The following is a 17,180-nucleotide window of genomic DNA, read 5'->3' as shown; positions in this document are numbered from 1 at the left end:
TTTTTAGTCATGTGTTTTTAGTGCACAGTTGGCTAGTCACTTTGTTTTTCTTCATATAAACTAGAGATAGTTGTATACCATTCAAAAACATGTGAGATAACCACTTTTGCTGCAGCATATACTGGAATACCTAAAATCACACCGACGATTCCAAACAGCTTCCCAGAAGTTAATAAAACTAATAAGATCGTGACCGGATGGATCGCCAATTGATTCCCTAAGACTAATGGAGAAATCAATCGTCCTTCAATCGTTTGTTCTAAAGCAAACACGATCAATACTTTGATCAACATGATCGGTCCCGCCACGATTCCTAAGAATACGGCCGGAATCATTGCTAAAAATGAGCCTAGATAGGGAATCAAATTTAAAAAACCGGCAATGATCCCTAAGGTGACTGCATAATCGAGTCCAATGATCGCAAATCCAATCATAAACATGATCGCTACTGCAAAAGCCACCGTCAATTGTCCACGGATATAAGAAGAAACTTGATCGTTCATTTCACTTAATACTTTCAAAGTTGGTTTTCGCATACGTGTTGGTAGGAAATTCACAAAGTAAGGGGCAAGTTGCTTGCCATCTTTCAATAAATAGAAAAGGATAAACGGCATAGTTAGCAAAGCAACAATAATCGTAGCAACTGCTCCCACAAAACTTCCTAAACTTTGAACCGTACTTTTTGAAATATCTTGGAGCATATCACCTGCTGAACTCATGAACTTATCGCCAGTAGCTTCCAATTGTTCCCTAAATTGGTTGAATAGAGGATCTCTTAGTATTTCTGTCAATTTATTATCGATCGTATCCACATATTGAGGAAAATGATTGATAAAACTCACGGTTTGCTCTTGGATTTTAGGAATGATTACCACTGTTCCCCAAGCAATCAGTGCCACGACTAATACAAATAACCCGATGATGCTATAGAGCCTTGGAACTTGGCGCTTTTCCAAATAGTCAACAACTGGATTCATCAAATAATACAAAATTGCCGCTAAAATAATGGGTAAGCCAACGATCGCCAGGAATTGCCAGATCGGGGCAAATAGATAGGACACCTTAGTAAATAAAAAAACGATCAATAAGATCAAAAGTACTACTAATAACGCAGTAACGACTTGATTATTTAAAAACCATCGCCAAAACCAAGAGACTGGTTTTGATCGCTTGTTTTTTCCTTCCATAATCTCACCTACTTGTATTTGATTTGTGTACCGACATGAATCTCAGGTAACTGATGTGGTGTTAAGTAAAGACCGTTCACAATACTATTTTCCTCAGAATAATAATCAAAAATCAGCGTAACATGCCCTACTGTGTTTAAATTTTCATTTGCCAATCTTCCCACATGTTCAATCTGATATTCTTGTTGATCAAAAAAAAGTGAATCCCCTTTTTTTAATGAAAATTTTTCGGTAGAAGTAATCTTTTGGATCACTGAATAGTTACGTAGTGTAGTTGTTGCTGTTCGATCAAATAAAATCAAGATCGGTTCTTGTTCACTTACTGCATTTTCTCCGATTTCTTTGATGGTTGCATGAATCATTTTATTCTCTCCTTTGTTACAAATTCTGTCGCTCACTCTATATTCAGTATAACATATTCTCATTGTTTAACTCTCCTGTTTGAAATGTGCTAAAATAAACAAGGAACCTATTTCATACATTCTAGGAGGGATAAAATGAAAGAAAAAATCATTTTAGGGACGTACACAAGACGTGTGAGTGAAGGAATTTATACCATTGAATTAGATACAGAAAAAGCAGAAGTCTCAGGATTGAAGCTAGCTGTAAAAGAAAATAGTCCAACTTACTTAGCAAAAAGTGAAGCTGGTAATCTTTATAACGTCACAAGTCTGGACGGTTTAGGTGGGATCGGGGCTTACGATCAAGAATTCCATTTTTTGAATGCGGTAACAGAATCAGGCGCTCCTTTATGTTACGTTGCAGTTGATGAATCTCGTCAATTAGTATATGGTGCTAATTATCATAAAGGTGAAGTCAATGTTTATCGTATTCTAGACGATGGAGGTCTCGAAGCAACTGATGCCGTTTTTCATCAAGAAGCAACTGGTCCTCATAAAAATCAAGACCATGCACATGTCCATTATACTGATTTAACTCCAGACAACCGCTTAGTGGTTTGTGACCTAGGAACGGATCGGGTCTATACGTACGATGTATCTGATCAAGGAAAATTAACTATAGTTTCTGAATTTGTGGCAGAACCTGGAACTGGTCCCCGCCACCTTGTCTTCCATCCTGCAAATGAAACCATTGCTTACCTATTTGGTGAACTTGATAGTACTGTTCGTGTGCTTTCGTATAATAAATCCCAAGGCAGCTTTGAAGAAAAACAAAAAATTAGTACACTACCAGATGATTTTCAAGGAGAAAATGGTGGTGCTGCAATTCGTATTTCAGATGATGGACGATTTGTATATGCTTCCAATCGTGGCCATAACTCAATTGCAGTCTTTGCAGTTTCTGAAAAGGATCAACTGTTGGAATGTATCCAAATTATTTCTACTGAAGGCGATTTCCCTAGAGATTTCGCTTTAGATCCTACGAACGACTATGTCTTATCTGCCAATCAAAATACCGATAATCTTACGCTTTTCGCGCGAAATAAAGAGACTGGTTTACTAGAATTACGCCAAAAAGACATCTATGCACCAGAATGTGTCTGTGTTTATTTTGAAAAGGAGCAGTAACATGAACAAAGATGAAGTATTGGATCGATTACGGGAAGAGTTAGAAATCCCTTTTTTCCAAGGAAAGTTAGAAGAAAAAGAATATAGTGAAGCAGATTATCAAAAATTAAAACAAGATTTACTTCAATATTTTGATGATTATGTCAGAAATGTTGAAAATTAAATAAATGATCGGAAAAGTACTACTTGATTTGATCATGAAGAAAAAACTCGAAACAACTTTTTCACGTTTCGAGTTTTTTGGCTTAGTGTTGAAACTCCGCCGGGTATATTATTTGTTCATCTGAACTACATTGTTTTCGGTGAACGATTTGTTGAGAGCAGCCTCTATAAGTTGAACTTGATTATGGAGGTATTGAGTTGAACTGAGACAAACGATCGGTAAATAGCAAAAACCGTCAAGTTGGTTAGGCTTGACGGTAAAAGTGAATTATTCGATCGAGTAATTCAAAATTGTTGTTGGTATAGGTTACTTTCATATAATAAGTGATTGACTGATTTTTATCATAAAAAACATATGATAATTAAATTAAAACACTCTATTTTTCAATGAAACTTTATACTGTTTTATTTTTTCAACAATAAATTTGTCATTTTTTGGATGGCTGAAGAAATATTTTCTGTCGCTTGATCCTGTTTTTCTTCAGAAGCATCAAATAAGTCATGGTCAACTCCAGACTCTGGTTGGATACTTTGAGTCATTTCTTCACAACCAGCCACGTAGGAAGTATAGGCTTTTTCAAAACTTTTATGAATACCCATTACTTTTGCTGGTGGTCGCAACTGACTGATTTTTTTCAATATCACACGATATTTTTTTGTTCCTTCTTCAAACAAATGAACGATTTCAGCTAACTCTTCTGGAGACAAGTCTTCTGTTTTTTTCTGATCAATCGCTTCTCTGATTACTTGATATTTTGGATGCATCTGTTCACCGATCTCTTCCGTCTCTTTGACCATTCGATCGACTGATTGTACATAATAACCAATATTTGGTAACATTCTTTCTCCTACTTTCGATTTTATTTCTCTTTTATTTTACCTTTTTTTAGCACAATTGAATAGGCTTTCTACCCAGAGTAATAAAGTCATATGTTATTTTTCAAAAAAATTTGTTTGCAAACTGTATTTTTCTCCAGAAACAATATCATATTGAATCATCTCATAAGCTTGATAAAGTTCTGCTTGTTTTTTGTTTAATTGTGCTTCCCGATGCCATTGCCCCTCTTGGTAGTATAGTTCTCGCTCAAATGCTGGTAATTCATTTTGAAGTGCCAACAATAATTGATAAAAACCAGTTGTCTGTTGATTAGTCTGATTCATCAAGTCAGCAGCAAAATAAAAGGGACTTGTAACAGGAGCTTCGGTTTTTTCTAATTCTCCTTGACTATCAAACATCAAAAACTGTGTTTCGTGTAAGGTGTGTTTCTCATTACTATTTTGAATGGTGTCAGAATAGATCCCTGGTAAATGATCTCCCCAGAAAACAACTAGCGTTCTTCTTGATAACTTCTTCAGTTCTTCCGTGAACGCTTTTAAGGATTGGCTACTATACGAAATATCTTGAAGATAATTTTCTAAACTACTTATCCCACTATTATCCTCTGTTTTGGCTGTATATTCGAGCTGCTGATATTTTCCATCATAAGGCATATGGGTTTGCATCGTCACAAGATGGATAAATTGGGGTGTATCGTCCTCTTTTAAAAGATCCATCACTTCTTGATAAGCAGAAGCATCAGAAATGTAGGGATTATCTTCAATGGTGTCAGTATACGTCATCGTATTTTCACTAATAAATTCATCAAAACCTAAAACCTCATAAACATCTTTTCTTTTGTACATCGAGGTGTTATAAGGATGGATCGCAGTCGTATGATAATTTTGATCTTTCAATGTTGAAACGATCGAAGGTAATTGATTCATTTTGGGTACTAACATTGTGTAGGGTGTTGTTAATTGGGCATTGAATAGTCCCATTGAAAAACCTGTTAATGCTTCAAATTCGATATTGGCTGTTCCACCACCATAATTTTGAGAAAGCATCTGACCACTATAAGTCTGATCAGCAACCGCATAATAATCTGCCAAAGGATCACCGGTAATTTCCACCCCATTCAAACGACTAGGATCTGAAAAACTTTCGCTCATCACATAAATGATATTCGGTTGTTCTTCTGAGGCAGTTTTATTTTTTTCATCTGCCAGCTTTTGATAGTGTGATGTAATTTCCTTGATTTTTTCTTCGGAGTACCCTTTTGGCTTTTCCATTGGATCGATTTTTAAATTGTATAAGAAACCACCAATAAAACCTGTATTATAATAATTCATCTTTTGACTATAAGGGATCCACAAAGCCGTTTTGTTATATGCTTTACGTAATAAATTATTTGGGTTATTGAAATGACTAATATAAATTAGCGCAAAGATCGTAGTAAATAATGTGATCACTCGGATGGCTTGAAATTTCTTGTCTTTCTTAAAACTCCGATAGATAGCCCAGCAACCACCTGCTACCACCAATAGAATCATTCCTGCTAATAGATAAAACGAGATTGTGCCTGTCATATCTTTTAATAAACCAAACTCTTTGATCATCTTTAGGTCGTCGGGATAAATCGGTTCTTGTCGATAGGTCATTTTTAAATAGTTTGCGTAACCTAATATTCCAATGCCAACAAGATAAAAGAATGTTCCAAAGAGAAAAGAACCTAATACTGCCACTAAAAAAAGGAAGATCATTAATAACACTAAACAAGCTAATAAAAATTTTTCCGTATGCCACGAGAAAGCAAATTTTACAGCTAGATCAAAAGAAAGATCGTTTTGACACCATTGTAAATACAAATTGCTTAGTCCAACGACAAAAACGATACTTATCGCCACTAATGTATATTTTAACCAATTTTTCTGTTTGACAGACAATTGATTGAGACTATCTTTTATATGTCTTTTCAAATGGTTACTCCTTTAATTCATTTATTATTCGATACCGCTTTCCTTATTTTAATGATTTCCAGATAACAAGTAAAGAACTGTCTGCAAACCCTTATCTTTTTTTATTCGTTGTCCGATTTGATTGCTCACAAATTGTCGACTGTTCAATATCGTATTGTAAAAGCATAACAATGGTATTCAAGTAGTGACTAATAAAAAAGGCGTTAAAAAATCCTCCATGCGTTTATAATCTTAATTAATAGTACTTCATTGACGTACTACTACAGAATAGAACTGAAACCCAATGAATAGCTATTTTTAATCTTTTGTCTTAAATCTTGAAAAAGAACATGCGGTTCATATTCTCTTGATAATAGAAATAACCCGCTATATCCAGAAAATGCGAGAAGCTGTTTTCGGATATAGCAGGTTATTTTTCCATCTGAACTTTACTATGACAACCTTATTTTTTACTAAATGACGAGTTCATTAAAAACAAGCAATGTTACTTCATTCATTGGTGTGATCTTCAACAAAGTTTTTAGGCTTATTTCCAAAAATCATCTAACACTGAGATAGGTAAGTGTCGTTTATGCTGAGTTTTATTCCACCAAGCTTCAATTTTTTGTTTGGCATCTGTTGGAACTTCTTTACCTTCTAAATAATCATCAATCTCAGTGTAAGTAACACCTAAAGCAACCTCATCGGCGATCAACGGCTTGCCATCTTCCAAATCAGCTGTTGGGATTTTGGTATAAAGTTTCTCAGGTGCCCCTAGTTCTTGTAATAATTGTTTTCCTTGACGTTTGTCCAAGCGGAATAATGGTAACAAATCGGCGCCACCGTCGCCATACTTTGTAAAGAAACCAGTAATATTTTCAGCTGCATGATCCGTTCCCAGGACTGCTCCTGCATGCCCACCTGCAATTGCATACTGTGTGATCATCCGTTGACGAGCTTTGATATTTCCTTTATTGAAGTCACTGACTTCGATCCCTGCAGCGACTAATTCAGCAACTTGCGCATCGACAGCAGGTTTGATATTCACTCGTAGGCGAACGTCAGGCTGGATAAACTCAACTGCAGCTTTCGCATCCTCTTCGTCTACTTGTTCGCCATAAGGTAAGCGTACAGCGATAAATTGATAACGATCGTCTTGTGTTTCTTCACGCATTTCTTCCATTGCTAATTGAGCCAAACGTCCCGCTAACGTAGAATCTTGTCCCCCACTGATTCCTAAAACAAAGGTTTTTAAGAAAGGATATTTCTTTAAATAAGCTTTCATGAAATCAATACTAGTTCGAATCTCACCTTGTGGATCAATGGTTGGTTTGACACCTAATTCTTGGATAATCTCTTCTTGTAAGCTCATTCTTTTTCCTCCTTAATATTCATTGTATAAAGTAGCTACGTTTTTCTTCATCCGTTCCATCGTAGCCATTTTATGATTCCAACAATCTGTTGATAAATCAACTGGGTATTTTTGTGGATTAAGGTCACGTTTGTACTCTTCCCACAGTGAATCAAGGTTATCACGTGTATATGCTTTGATTTCATCTAAAGTTGGTAATTCATAGACCCGTTCGCCCTTCACGAAAATATCTTGTAAGATAGGTCGAGCTGTAAAGTCACGCACCGTTTTATTGATAAAGGTATGCACAGGATGAAACATAAAAATTTCTGCTTCCTCTCTAGGATCTTCATCCCAAAGCGTAACGTAGTCTCCTTCTGATTTGCCATCAAAATTGCGAGTGATTCGCCACACTTGCTTCTTGCCAGGAGTTGTTACTTTTTCTGCATTGCTGGAAAGCTTGATTGTATCGATCATTTTGCCCTCTTTATCTTCAATTGAAACCAATTTGAAGACTGCACCAAGCGCAGGTTGGTCATAGGCTGTAATCAATTTCGTTCCTACACCCCAAACGTCGATTTTAGCTTTTTGCATTTTTAAATTTAAAATCGTTGCTTCATCTAAATCATTTGAAGCATAAATTTTAGCCTCAGTGAAACCAGCAGCATCTAATTGTTCACGAACACGTTTCGAAATATACGCCATGTCGCCACTATCGATACGAACCCCAAGGAAATTGATTTTATTGCCTAATTCTTTTGCTACACGGATCGCACTAGGCACACCAGATTTCAAGGTGTCGTAAGTATCAACTAAGAACACGCAGTCTTTATGAGTTTTCGCATAAGCCATAAACGCTTCATAATCATTTCCATAAGATTGAACAAGTGCATGCGCATGCGTTCCACTTGCAGGAATCCCAAAGATTTTCCCAGCTCTGACATTACTAGTAGCATCTGCTCCACCGATGTAAGCAGCTCGAGTTCCCCAAACAGCAGCATCCAATTCTTGCGCTCTTCTAGTACCAAATTCTAACAATGGATCATCGCCGATCACTGATTTGATTCTTGCTGCCTTCGTAGCGATCAACGTTTGAAAGTTCACCATATTCAGTAGGGCTGTTTCAATCAATTGACAATGTGCTAACGGACCTTCCACTTGGATCAACGGTTCATTGGCAAACACTAATTCACCTTCACGCGCCGAGCGGACAGTAGCTTTAAATTTAAATTCTTTTAAGTATGTTAAAAAACCTTCTGGGTAGATGTCCATTTTGCGTAAGTATTCAATATCTGACTCACTAAACGTCAAATTTTCTAGGTATTCCACAAGACGTTCTAATCCTGCAAACACGGCATACCCATGGTTAAATGGCATATCACGGAAATAGCATTCAAAAACAGCGTGGAGATCCGCACGACCTAATTCCCAGTACGTTTGCATCATGTTGATTTGGTATAAATCAGTATGCAACGTCAAACTGTCATCTGGGTAAATTTTATTCATCTTTATATTACTCCTCTTGGCAAGTTTTCATTTCTTATCCATTATAACAAAAAAACGCTAGAGTAGAAGAAATCTTGATTATTTTCTGAAAAAGGACAAATGAAAATAAATTTATAACCTAGCACAATAATGAACCAACCTCAAAAAATTTAGACTAAAAAGTGACCTTTTTGGTGGTCGATCTTTTTATGGTTACAGACAATTTTGAAGTGAAATTAAAAGTTGTCCAATCTTCCATGATTTTTCCGAAAAAACTGACTTTAATCACCGCTTCTCTCATAAAAGACTACAGACATTAGGCTGTTCGCCCTCCGTACAGTGCAGAGGACAAACAGCCTATGTCAATTTTTTTACTTTCCACTTTTAGGTGTCGTGCCTATAGGAATATTTCAAGAAGTGAAAGGTTATAAAGTTTCTATTTTTTATAAATGAACAGACAGTGCTAATAAACTTTCCGCCTTCTTGCATAAATTACTTAAATGAACGATGTCACATTTTCCTACAGCCTTAAGAATCAGCGTTCTAGCTTCTTTGATCGTTTCAGTTGTTGTGTTTGGAGATAATGCGGTATATGTATTGTCGGTAAATAAATTGTTTACAGCCTCTACAGCATTTTGGACAGCTGAATCTACTGAATTGGTACTTTCTAATAACAAGCTTTCCGCCTTTTTGCATAAATTACTTAAATGAACGATGTCACATTTTCCTACGGTCTTAAGAATCAACGTTCTAGCTTCTTTGATCGTTTCAGTTGTTGTGTTTGGAGATAATGTGGTATATGTATTGTCGGTAAATAAATTGTTTACAGCCTCTACAGCATTTTGGACAGCTGAATCTACTGAATTGGTACTTTCTAATAACAATTTTTCCGCCTTCTTGCATAAATTACTTAAATGAATGATGTCACATTTTCCTGCGGCCTTAAGAATCAGCGTTCTAGCTTCTTTGATCGTTTCAGTTGTTGTGTTTGGAGATAATGTGGTGTATGTATTGTCGGTAAATAAATGGTTTACAGCCTCTACAGCGTTTCGGACAGTTGAATCTGAGACAGTTACTTGTTGAGCTGCATTAACTGTCATGGTATTTATTGTCCCAGCGCTAATGCACAAAAACGAGGTTAATAATAATAGTTTACTATGTTTCATCAAATCAATCCTTTTATGTTTTATTTTTTATCATGACATCCTAAAGTTCATATTCTCTAACCATTAATAAATGTCGGTATTGATTTTTCTCCAAGTAATCGGATGATTATGTTTATTCTATAATAGATATCTGTATGGGTTTAAATTTGATCATCATCTAAATAAATCATCCTTGGATTCAATAGAGATCTAATAATACATAGTTACATAAACTTAATTTTCTTTTCCTAAATAAAAATATTACACTTTGCGCTTTCTTATATATTTAACGACCTCCCTTTATCTATAGTAATAAGATTTATGTAACGTATCTCCCGACACTTAGCATTATATACTGATAAAGAGGTACCATCATAAATTTTTTTTTATATTTTAATAAGTATTAGGAAAGATTTATAGTTTGATGTTGGAATTGTTGTAATAAACTAGATAAAAAATGAAGGAAAATCGAGGATTTCTATTATGCCAAGAGATTCAGTTGATAAAGTAAGTAAAATTGTTGCCGTCAACCTAATGATCGAAGAATAATTTTTTGTGAAAGAAGTTAGCCTGTAGCTAAAAAAACAGGCTCACCGCTTGTATCGTTGGATTCAAGAAGTTAAAAAATATAAAGCAAGTGCGTTTCTTAGAAAAGGGAACGCACTTTTTGATGCTCATGATGACATGAAGAAGTTAGAACAAGAAAAGCATTACTTAAGAGAGGAACGAGGCTTATAAAAAAGTTCCTAGTTTTTTTGAAGTCAAACAAGCGTCCGATTTCCAGTTCAAAAAAACAGAAAGAAGTTTTCTTCTTTCTGTTGAATTTATCCTAAGATTTCTCGTTACCAACCTCGTTGGACAAAGAGACTCAATTCAGAGACATCACCTCAAACTCAGATGGAAATATTTAAATGTATTAAAACTTACTACAATACTAAAGGGATGCATTTTGCCCTTAGTCATCCATCCCTAGAGACCTTGAAAAAAATTTTTTCTCTTGTTCTCTGAACCAAGTATCTAGTTTTTCTTAACAGCTCCAATTTTGAGACCGGTACACAACTTACTCATTTGCAGAAGACTGTTTTATTTTTCCTCCACTGAACGACCTACTTTCTGTTCAACAATCACGATATCTTTATTTGGTCGTTTGAATTGGACACCTGCTCGTTCTAAGTCTTGTTTTACACCAATATGGACCTTGACGTCTTCACGTTCTGCTTTCAAAATACGACGGATTGCAAAATCAATTTCTTGCTTGGTGATTTTTTTCTTCGTATTAATCATCAATAATTGGGATTTTTCATACGTATCAATGTATAAAATCTGTGTTCGATCAAGCGAATAAAGTTTATAGTATTTGATGGCTTTGCTACTAAAGAAAAAATCTACTACTTTAGGATAAAACGTCTTAATATTTAAATTACTTGTAACTGGCGTTTCGATTAATTTCATCTTATTCCTCTTTTCTATTATTATTTATAACAAGCGCCCAACAAAGGAATCGCTTTCAACATGACATATTTAAAGCAGAAAAATTCGTTTTTCTACTTTACTTATTATAACATAAAAATAAACATAAAAAAATATTCAAAAATTCTTGACCTTCTAGTTACGTCAAGGAATAAGATCATTCTATAAGGAGGTTAAGCATGGAATATACTATAAAAAAAATGGCAGAAATTTCTGGTGTTAGTCCTCGTACCCTGCGTTTTTACGATCAGATCCACTTACTGAAACCGTCACGGGTGACTGAGTCTGGCTATCGGATCTACACCAGCCAAGAAGTTGATCGACTACAACAGATTTTGTTTTATCGCTCCCTTGATTTTAAGTTAGAACAAATTGCAGAAATTTTAGATAATCCAGCTTTCGATCATCGACAAGCGTTGATCCAACATCAAGAAATGTTACAAGAAAAAAGAAAACAGCTCGACACACTATTAATGACTATTCAACATACATTGGAGAGTTACGAAGGAGGAAAACCGATGAAAGATCATGATAAATTTGAAGGATTTAAAAAACAAAAAATAATGGAAAATGAAACAAACTATGGACAAGAAATACGAGAAAAATATGGAGACGACACCGTTGAGAAAGCAAATAAAAAATGGCAAAATATGTCTGAAGAAAAATTTGAAGAAATGCAGTCTTTAGAAAAACAACTCTTAGCTGATTTGACAGCTTATTTACAACCAGACTCTGATCAAAAACTAGCATTGAAACTATTTGAAGAACACAAAAAATGGCTTACTTTTAGCTGGCCTTCTTATAGTTCCGAAGCTCATCGTGGCTTAGGCTTATTGTATATCTCTGATGAACGATTCACCGCTTACTATGATGAGCGTTGTGGAAACGGAGCTGCCCAAGCATTGAATACGATCATTCAAACATACGCTGTTGAATAAGTTGTCTTTGAGTGGACGTTCATTTTAGGAAATAAGTAGCGAAGATCTCACTTTATGATCCATCCTGTCAGAATGCAGACACTACATTCTTTCATAATCCATTGACGTCAAAAAGAAACCGAAGCAATCACAAAAATAGGAGAAACTATTTTTGGCTATTCGGTTTCTTTTTTAGGTTTTTGCGTTACTTCGATCTACTTTTGATTCCGCATTAAAACCATTTCGACTATCGCACAATAAATCGATAAGGAATTTTGATTTGATCTTTTTTTTCTTCGATAAAAAGTAGAAAGGCCGTTTCTCCACACTCTCTTAAGCCATGGTCAATCGTAGAAAAAGACATTAGCTCACTGATCAACAGATTATCACGACCAACAAGACGGTTTTTACTTTCTAAGATGGAGCTTTGCAATATACCGGCAGCAACTGTATCTGAATTAGTGAAGACACCATCTACCTTTTTTTCTTTAAAATACGTCGCTGCATTCACCCCTTGTTCATAGTCAATACAGTTCCAAAAAACATTTTCCTCTTTGAAATCGGGAAATATTTTTTTACAAAGTTCCAACGTCACTTTTGTATTAAAACTAAGACGACCACTTCTTCCTAAAGTAACGCCAAGCTTTTCCACGCCTTGTTTTTTTAAATACAATAATGCTTCAGTAATAGATTGTTCACGATCGATAAACACGCAACCAGCTTCTGTTTCTTTTATTTCTTCACAAAAAATGATTGGCCCATACTTTTGATAAGAGAGCAATACATCTAAATTGTTGGCACGAGAAGTAACGATCAACCCATCAAATCGTTTACCTGCAAATTCTTCTAAATACATTCTCTCTCTTTCTGCCTGATAATTTGTTGGTAACAAGGTCACCTGATAATCTTCGTTGAAGGCGACTTCAATGATCCCACTAAGCAATTGATCGAAATAAGGATGATCCGTATAAGGCAGAATAACACCAACATTTTTTGTTTTTCCATAACTGAGCTGTCTGGCACTTGCATTAGGAACATACGATAACTCATTAATGACGGATAGAATCTTGGCACGTTTTGTTTCGTCAACATAAGGATGATTATTGATCACCCGTGAAACGGTAGAGACAGAATAGCCCGTCAGTTTTGCAATATCTCTGATGTTTGTCATGCTTTACTAAAACCACCTATGCAAAAAGATTTTCTTGTAAATAGTCTACCACAGCATGCCCACATTCAAAAAATTGATAGAACGTTCCATCATATTCAAAGCTAATACGTTGCCCACCCAGATACGTATCTTTTGCCAATCCACTAATTTCATCTAAAGGAATTTTTTTCATTACCGTTTTATTTAACCCTTGAGGACTAGACAATTCAAGCATTGTTTCTTTAAATTCAACAAAAGCATAAAAATAGTCATTCGTAGCGCCATTGGTCGTTTTGATATAAGTATTCATCAGTAATTCCTCCTTTTTGATGAATTGAGTATAGCTTATGAAACGCGTCTCATAGCAAGATCTTTGCTTCACCTTCTAAAAAAACGAGCAATACGATACATACTTTTGTCTTCGAATCTTTAAACTTGTCTTTGAATTTTTAAAAGCAGAACTTTATTTTAATTATCTAGAAAAATAAGTTCGAGTACCTCATTCAAACTCTGCTACTATACATTTAAACCATTAATTGAGAGGAGTTTTTCAATTGTATAAAAAGCAAAAAAAAGCAGGTATACTGAAAAGAATACTGAGACTAATAAAGAAGAAAATAAAGGCCATACTACAACGCATAAGACTATTAAAAATATTGAGAAGAAAACATCGAATAAACGAACGAATGTCTAACCTAGTAAACATTAAAGAATACTGCCTAGTAGAGAAACCTATGCCATTAAAAAGTACAAAGGAAAATAATCACTCCTTGTTGTCTAAGAATGAGAATCTGAAAAATATGAAGAATATAAAGAAGAAAAAAAAAGACAAAAATAGTAGCACATCAAGATCCTCTAGCTTCACGTATATAGGTCGTTCTAGAACATAAGCAACTATCCGCATCGAATGATTGATTAACTAAATATCCCTTAATTTTTTGCCCCTTTTACTTAAAACAAAAAAAGAAGAAAGAACCCTTTTATATCAGGGTTCTTTCTTAATTACTACATCATTCCACCCATCATTGATGGATCCATTGCTGGCGCTGCAGGTGCTGCTGGTTCTGGTTTGTCAGCAACTACTGCTTCAGTTGTTAATAATAGAGCTGAAACAGATGCAGCATTTTGTAATGCTGAACGAGTAACTTTGGTTGGATCAACAATCCCTGCTTCAACCATATTTACCCATTCGCCTGTTGCAGCATTGAAACCTGTTCCTAATTCAACATTTTTCAATTTATCAACGATGACTGAACCTTCATATCCCGCATTTTCTGCGATTTGACGAATTGGTTCTTCTAAGGCACGAACAACGATTTTCACACCTGTTGCAACGTCCCCTTGAGCTTCAACTGCTGAAACTTTGCTGATGACATTCACTAATGCTGTACCACCACCAGAAACCATACCTTCTTCAACGGCAGCACGAGTTGCATTCAATGCATCTTCAATTCGTAATTTCAATTCTTTTAATTCTGTTTCAGTTGCTGCACCAACTTTGACCACTGCAACCCCACCAGCAAGTTTTGCTAAGCGTTCTTGTAATTTTTCACGGTCAAAATCTGATGTTGTTTCAGCAATTTGGTTTTTGATCAATTGAACACGTGCTTCAATGGCTGTTTTATCGCCAGAGCCTTCAACGATTGTTGTGTTATCTTTGTCTACCACAACTTTTGAAGCATTTCCTAGGTTTTCGATTGTTGCATCTTTCAATTCTAATCCTAAGTCGTCCGTAATCACTGTTCCGCCTGTTAGGATAGCGATATCTTCAAGCATTGCTTTACGACGATCACCGAAACCAGGTGCTTTCACTGCAACAACGTTAAATGTCCCACGGATTTTGTTCAAGACTAATGTTGGTAAAGCTTCTCCATCCACATCGTCAGCGATGATCAATAGCGGACGAGATTGTTGTAAGATTTGTTCTAATAAAGGCAGGATGTCTTGGATATTAGAAATCTTCTTATCTGTGATCAAAATGTATGGATTTTCTAAAACAGCTTCCATTTTGTCATTGTCAGTCACCATGTATTGTGACAAGTAACCACGATCAAATTGCATACCTTCAACAACATCTAATTCGGTTTCGATTCCTTTTGATTCTTCAATAGTAATAACACCATCATTGCCGACTTTTTCCATTGCATCAGCAATCAAATGTCCCACTTTTTCTGAACCAGAAGAAACAGCTGCAACTTGAGCAATTGCTTCTTTAGAATCTACGACTGTTGAAATGTTGTGTAATTCTTCAACTGCTGCTTTGGTTGCCAATTCGATCCCACGACGAATACCTAAAGGATTTGCCCCAGCTGTTACGTTTTTTAATCCTTCACGAACAATTGCTTGGGTTAACACAGTAGCGGTTGTTGTTCCGTCACCTGCGATATCATTGGTTTTTGAAGCCACTTCAGAAACTAATTTTGCACCCATGTTTTCAAAGTGATCTTCCAATTCGATTTCTTTTGCAATCGTTACGCCATCATTAGTAATCAATGGTGAACCGTATGATTTTTCTAATACAACATTACGACCTTTTGGACCTAATGTTACTTTTACTGTATCAGCTAATTTATCAACTCCACGTAGCATTGCTGCGCGTGCATCTTCTGCAAATTTCAATTCTTTTGCCATGTCTATTCACCTCATCAAATTTTTTTCGTACTTTTTTATTTATTCAACGATCGCCATGATATCTTTTCCTGCAACGATCAAATATTCTTTTCCTTCAAATTTTACTTCTGTACCGGCATATTTTTCAAACATCACTTGGTCGCCCGCTTTTACAGCAGCAGGAACTTTTTCTCCGTTTTCCAATAAACGGCCTTCACCGACTGCAACAACTGTTCCTGTTTGTGGTTTTTCTTTAGCGGATGAAGCTAAAACAATTCCTCCAACAGTTGTTTCTTCTTCTTTTGCGACTTCGATAATGACGCGATCACCTAATGGTTTTAACACGATAAATCCCTCCGATAACTCTTTTTTTGGATTCGTTAGCACTCTTACACATCGAGTGCTAACCTACATTTTTAATAATACTCATACTTTGATTTTTTTGCAAGCTTTTTAAATGAAAGTACACTAATTTTATCCGTAACCGTTAGAAGTCCCTTAGTAATAGCCTCTAAATTGATCTATGTTATAATTAATTTCTATTCTTGCAGTCTACTTCTGCCTATCTTTAAGGAGGTATTTTATGTCATTAAAAAAATATAGTTTCGCTAGTATCTTTTGCTATGGACTCATTTTTCTTTCCCCATTGATCCTTTCCTCTATCGGACTCATCCATACTGTTACTGACGTGATTACAGCAACGACGATTGCCTATATCATAGGAGCAATTGTTTTAGCTTTCTTTTATTTCAAGCAAAATGAACCACTACCACTGGAAGCAGCCATTCCTAGTGCTTCGACACCAAAAATCATCTTATATGGGTTTGTTGGGATTTTCATTGCTTTGATCTTACAGGCACTTGCAGTGACGTTGGAAACTCTTTTATTTGGTAACAGCGCTCCTTCTGAGAATACGCAAAATATTATTCAAATGATTCTTGAAGCTCCAGCCTTTTTAATAGCTACCACAGTCGCTGGTCCAGTCATGGAAGAATTCGTCTTTCGTCGTAGCATCTTAGGTATCGTTGGCAAATATACAAACTTTTGGATCGGGGCAATCGTTAGTTCCTTATTGTTTGCTTTTGCCCATAACGATGGTCACTTACTGATCTACTTTTTCTTAGGTTTTTTCTTTAGTCTCCAATACAAAGCAACGGGAAGAATCTGGACCTCGATGATCACACATGTGGGAATGAATACATTGGTGGTAGTGGTGCAGATCGCCGTTCAAAAGGGCTGGATCGCTGCTTCATGAGCTGCCAACTAACACCAATCTAAAGACTCGCCTTATACTATCTACTGACCAGCAAATCTTAGTCGCTGGTCTTTTTTTGCGTTCTTTCCGATCCTAGCTCATTCTCTTAACAAATTTTTCCTTCGTAGTTATGAAAAAGATAGA

General features: G+C 35.8%; 16 protein-coding genes. 4 read left to right on the top strand and 12 right to left on the bottom strand.

What is annotated here, in order from left to right:
* Positions 1 to 32 precede the first annotated feature (32 nt).
* Together AB3H93_RS00960 and AB3H93_RS00955 are read right to left on the bottom strand one after the other, a co-directional pair.
* Positions 33 to 1,187 carry an AI-2E family transporter gene (locus AB3H93_RS00960; RefSeq protein WP_010720031.1) on the bottom strand — a complete coding sequence of 385 codons (1,155 nt, stop codon included), beginning with the start codon at positions 1,185 to 1,187 and terminating at the stop codon, positions 33 to 35.
* Between the two features lie 8 nt (positions 1,188 to 1,195).
* Entirely contained in the window at positions 1,196 to 1,549 is a 354-nt protein-coding gene (locus tag AB3H93_RS00955) for a PTS glucitol/sorbitol transporter subunit IIA (protein WP_010738423.1), read from the bottom strand.
* Positions 1,550 to 1,684: 135 nt separating this feature from the next.
* On the opposite strand from AB3H93_RS00955, the gene AB3H93_RS00950 reads away from it, so the two are divergent.
* The gene (locus AB3H93_RS00950) at positions 1,685 to 2,716 is read left to right on the top strand and encodes a lactonase family protein (protein WP_010738424.1); all 1,032 of its coding nucleotides are present in this window, start codon (positions 1,685 to 1,687) and stop codon (positions 2,714 to 2,716) included.
* A gap of 1 nt (position 2,717) precedes the next feature.
* Positions 2,718 to 2,879: a hypothetical protein gene (locus AB3H93_RS00945; protein WP_010720034.1), complete on the top strand. Its 162-nt coding sequence runs from the start codon at positions 2,718 to 2,720 to the stop codon at positions 2,877 to 2,879.
* Positions 2,880 to 3,283: 404 nt separating this feature from the next.
* On the opposite strand, the gene AB3H93_RS00940 is transcribed toward AB3H93_RS00945, so the two are convergent.
* The 6 genes from AB3H93_RS00940 to AB3H93_RS00915 form a co-directional block, all read right to left on the bottom strand.
* Positions 3,284 to 3,718: a hypothetical protein gene (locus AB3H93_RS00940; RefSeq protein ID WP_010738426.1), complete on the bottom strand. Its 435-nt coding sequence runs from the start codon at positions 3,716 to 3,718 to the stop codon at positions 3,284 to 3,286.
* Positions 3,719 to 3,811: 93 nt separating this feature from the next.
* On the bottom strand, positions 3,812 to 5,662 hold the full coding sequence (locus AB3H93_RS00935) for an LTA synthase family protein (protein WP_178306425.1): 1,851 nt from the start codon (positions 5,660 to 5,662) through the stop codon (positions 3,812 to 3,814).
* A gap of 538 nt (positions 5,663 to 6,200) precedes the next feature.
* Positions 6,201 to 7,025 carry an ammonia-dependent NAD(+) synthetase gene (nadE, locus tag AB3H93_RS00930; protein WP_010720037.1) on the bottom strand — a complete coding sequence of 275 codons (825 nt, stop codon included), beginning with the start codon at positions 7,023 to 7,025 and terminating at the stop codon, positions 6,201 to 6,203.
* Positions 7,026 to 7,037: 12 nt separating this feature from the next.
* Positions 7,038 to 8,510 carry a nicotinate phosphoribosyltransferase gene (locus AB3H93_RS00925; RefSeq protein WP_010738428.1) on the bottom strand — a complete coding sequence of 491 codons (1,473 nt, stop codon included), beginning with the start codon at positions 8,508 to 8,510 and terminating at the stop codon, positions 7,038 to 7,040.
* Positions 8,511 to 8,932: 422 nt separating this feature from the next.
* Complete coding sequence (locus AB3H93_RS00920) at positions 8,933 to 9,655, bottom strand: toxin Cry1Ac domain D-VI-related protein (RefSeq protein ID WP_368019975.1); 723 nt, start codon at positions 9,653 to 9,655, stop codon at positions 8,933 to 8,935.
* A 1,062-nt stretch (positions 9,656 to 10,717) separates the two neighbouring features.
* Positions 10,718 to 11,086, bottom strand: a complete 369-nt coding sequence (locus AB3H93_RS00915; protein WP_034699551.1) for a DUF1827 family protein — start codon at positions 11,084 to 11,086, stop codon at positions 10,718 to 10,720.
* A 197-nt stretch (positions 11,087 to 11,283) separates the two neighbouring features.
* On the opposite strand from AB3H93_RS00915, the gene AB3H93_RS00910 reads away from it, so the two are divergent.
* Positions 11,284 to 12,042, top strand: coding sequence for a MerR family transcriptional regulator (locus tag AB3H93_RS00910; protein WP_368019974.1), 759 nt, complete (start codon positions 11,284 to 11,286; stop codon positions 12,040 to 12,042).
* A 226-nt stretch (positions 12,043 to 12,268) separates the two neighbouring features.
* Here the strand turns inward: AB3H93_RS00910 and AB3H93_RS00905 are convergent, their stop codons facing one another.
* From AB3H93_RS00905 to groES, 4 genes are all read right to left on the bottom strand, one after another.
* Positions 12,269 to 13,192, bottom strand: coding sequence for a LacI family DNA-binding transcriptional regulator (locus AB3H93_RS00905; RefSeq protein WP_368019973.1), 924 nt, complete (start codon positions 13,190 to 13,192; stop codon positions 12,269 to 12,271).
* A gap of 16 nt (positions 13,193 to 13,208) precedes the next feature.
* Entirely contained in the window at positions 13,209 to 13,481 is a 273-nt protein-coding gene (locus AB3H93_RS00900; protein ID WP_088745028.1) for a hypothetical protein, read from the bottom strand.
* Between the two features lie 695 nt (positions 13,482 to 14,176).
* Positions 14,177 to 15,802, bottom strand: a complete 1,626-nt coding sequence (groL, locus tag AB3H93_RS00895) for a chaperonin GroEL (RefSeq protein ID WP_010720044.1) — start codon at positions 15,800 to 15,802, stop codon at positions 14,177 to 14,179.
* A gap of 39 nt (positions 15,803 to 15,841) precedes the next feature.
* Entirely contained in the window at positions 15,842 to 16,126 is a 285-nt protein-coding gene (gene groES, locus AB3H93_RS00890; RefSeq protein ID WP_010738436.1) for a co-chaperone GroES, read from the bottom strand.
* A 238-nt stretch (positions 16,127 to 16,364) separates the two neighbouring features.
* On the opposite strand from groES, the gene AB3H93_RS00885 reads away from it, so the two are divergent.
* A complete protein-coding gene (locus AB3H93_RS00885; RefSeq protein WP_368019972.1) occupies positions 16,365 to 17,036 on the top strand; it encodes a lysostaphin resistance A-like protein in 672 nt (223 codons plus the stop codon).
* The last annotated feature ends 144 nt before the right edge of the window (positions 17,037 to 17,180 follow it).

This window comes from Enterococcus sp. C74 (genome assembly GCF_040887125.1).
Lineage (GTDB): Bacteria > Bacillota > Bacilli > Lactobacillales > Enterococcaceae > Enterococcus_B > Enterococcus_B hirae.
This window is presented reverse-complemented; position numbering and strand designations above follow the sequence as displayed.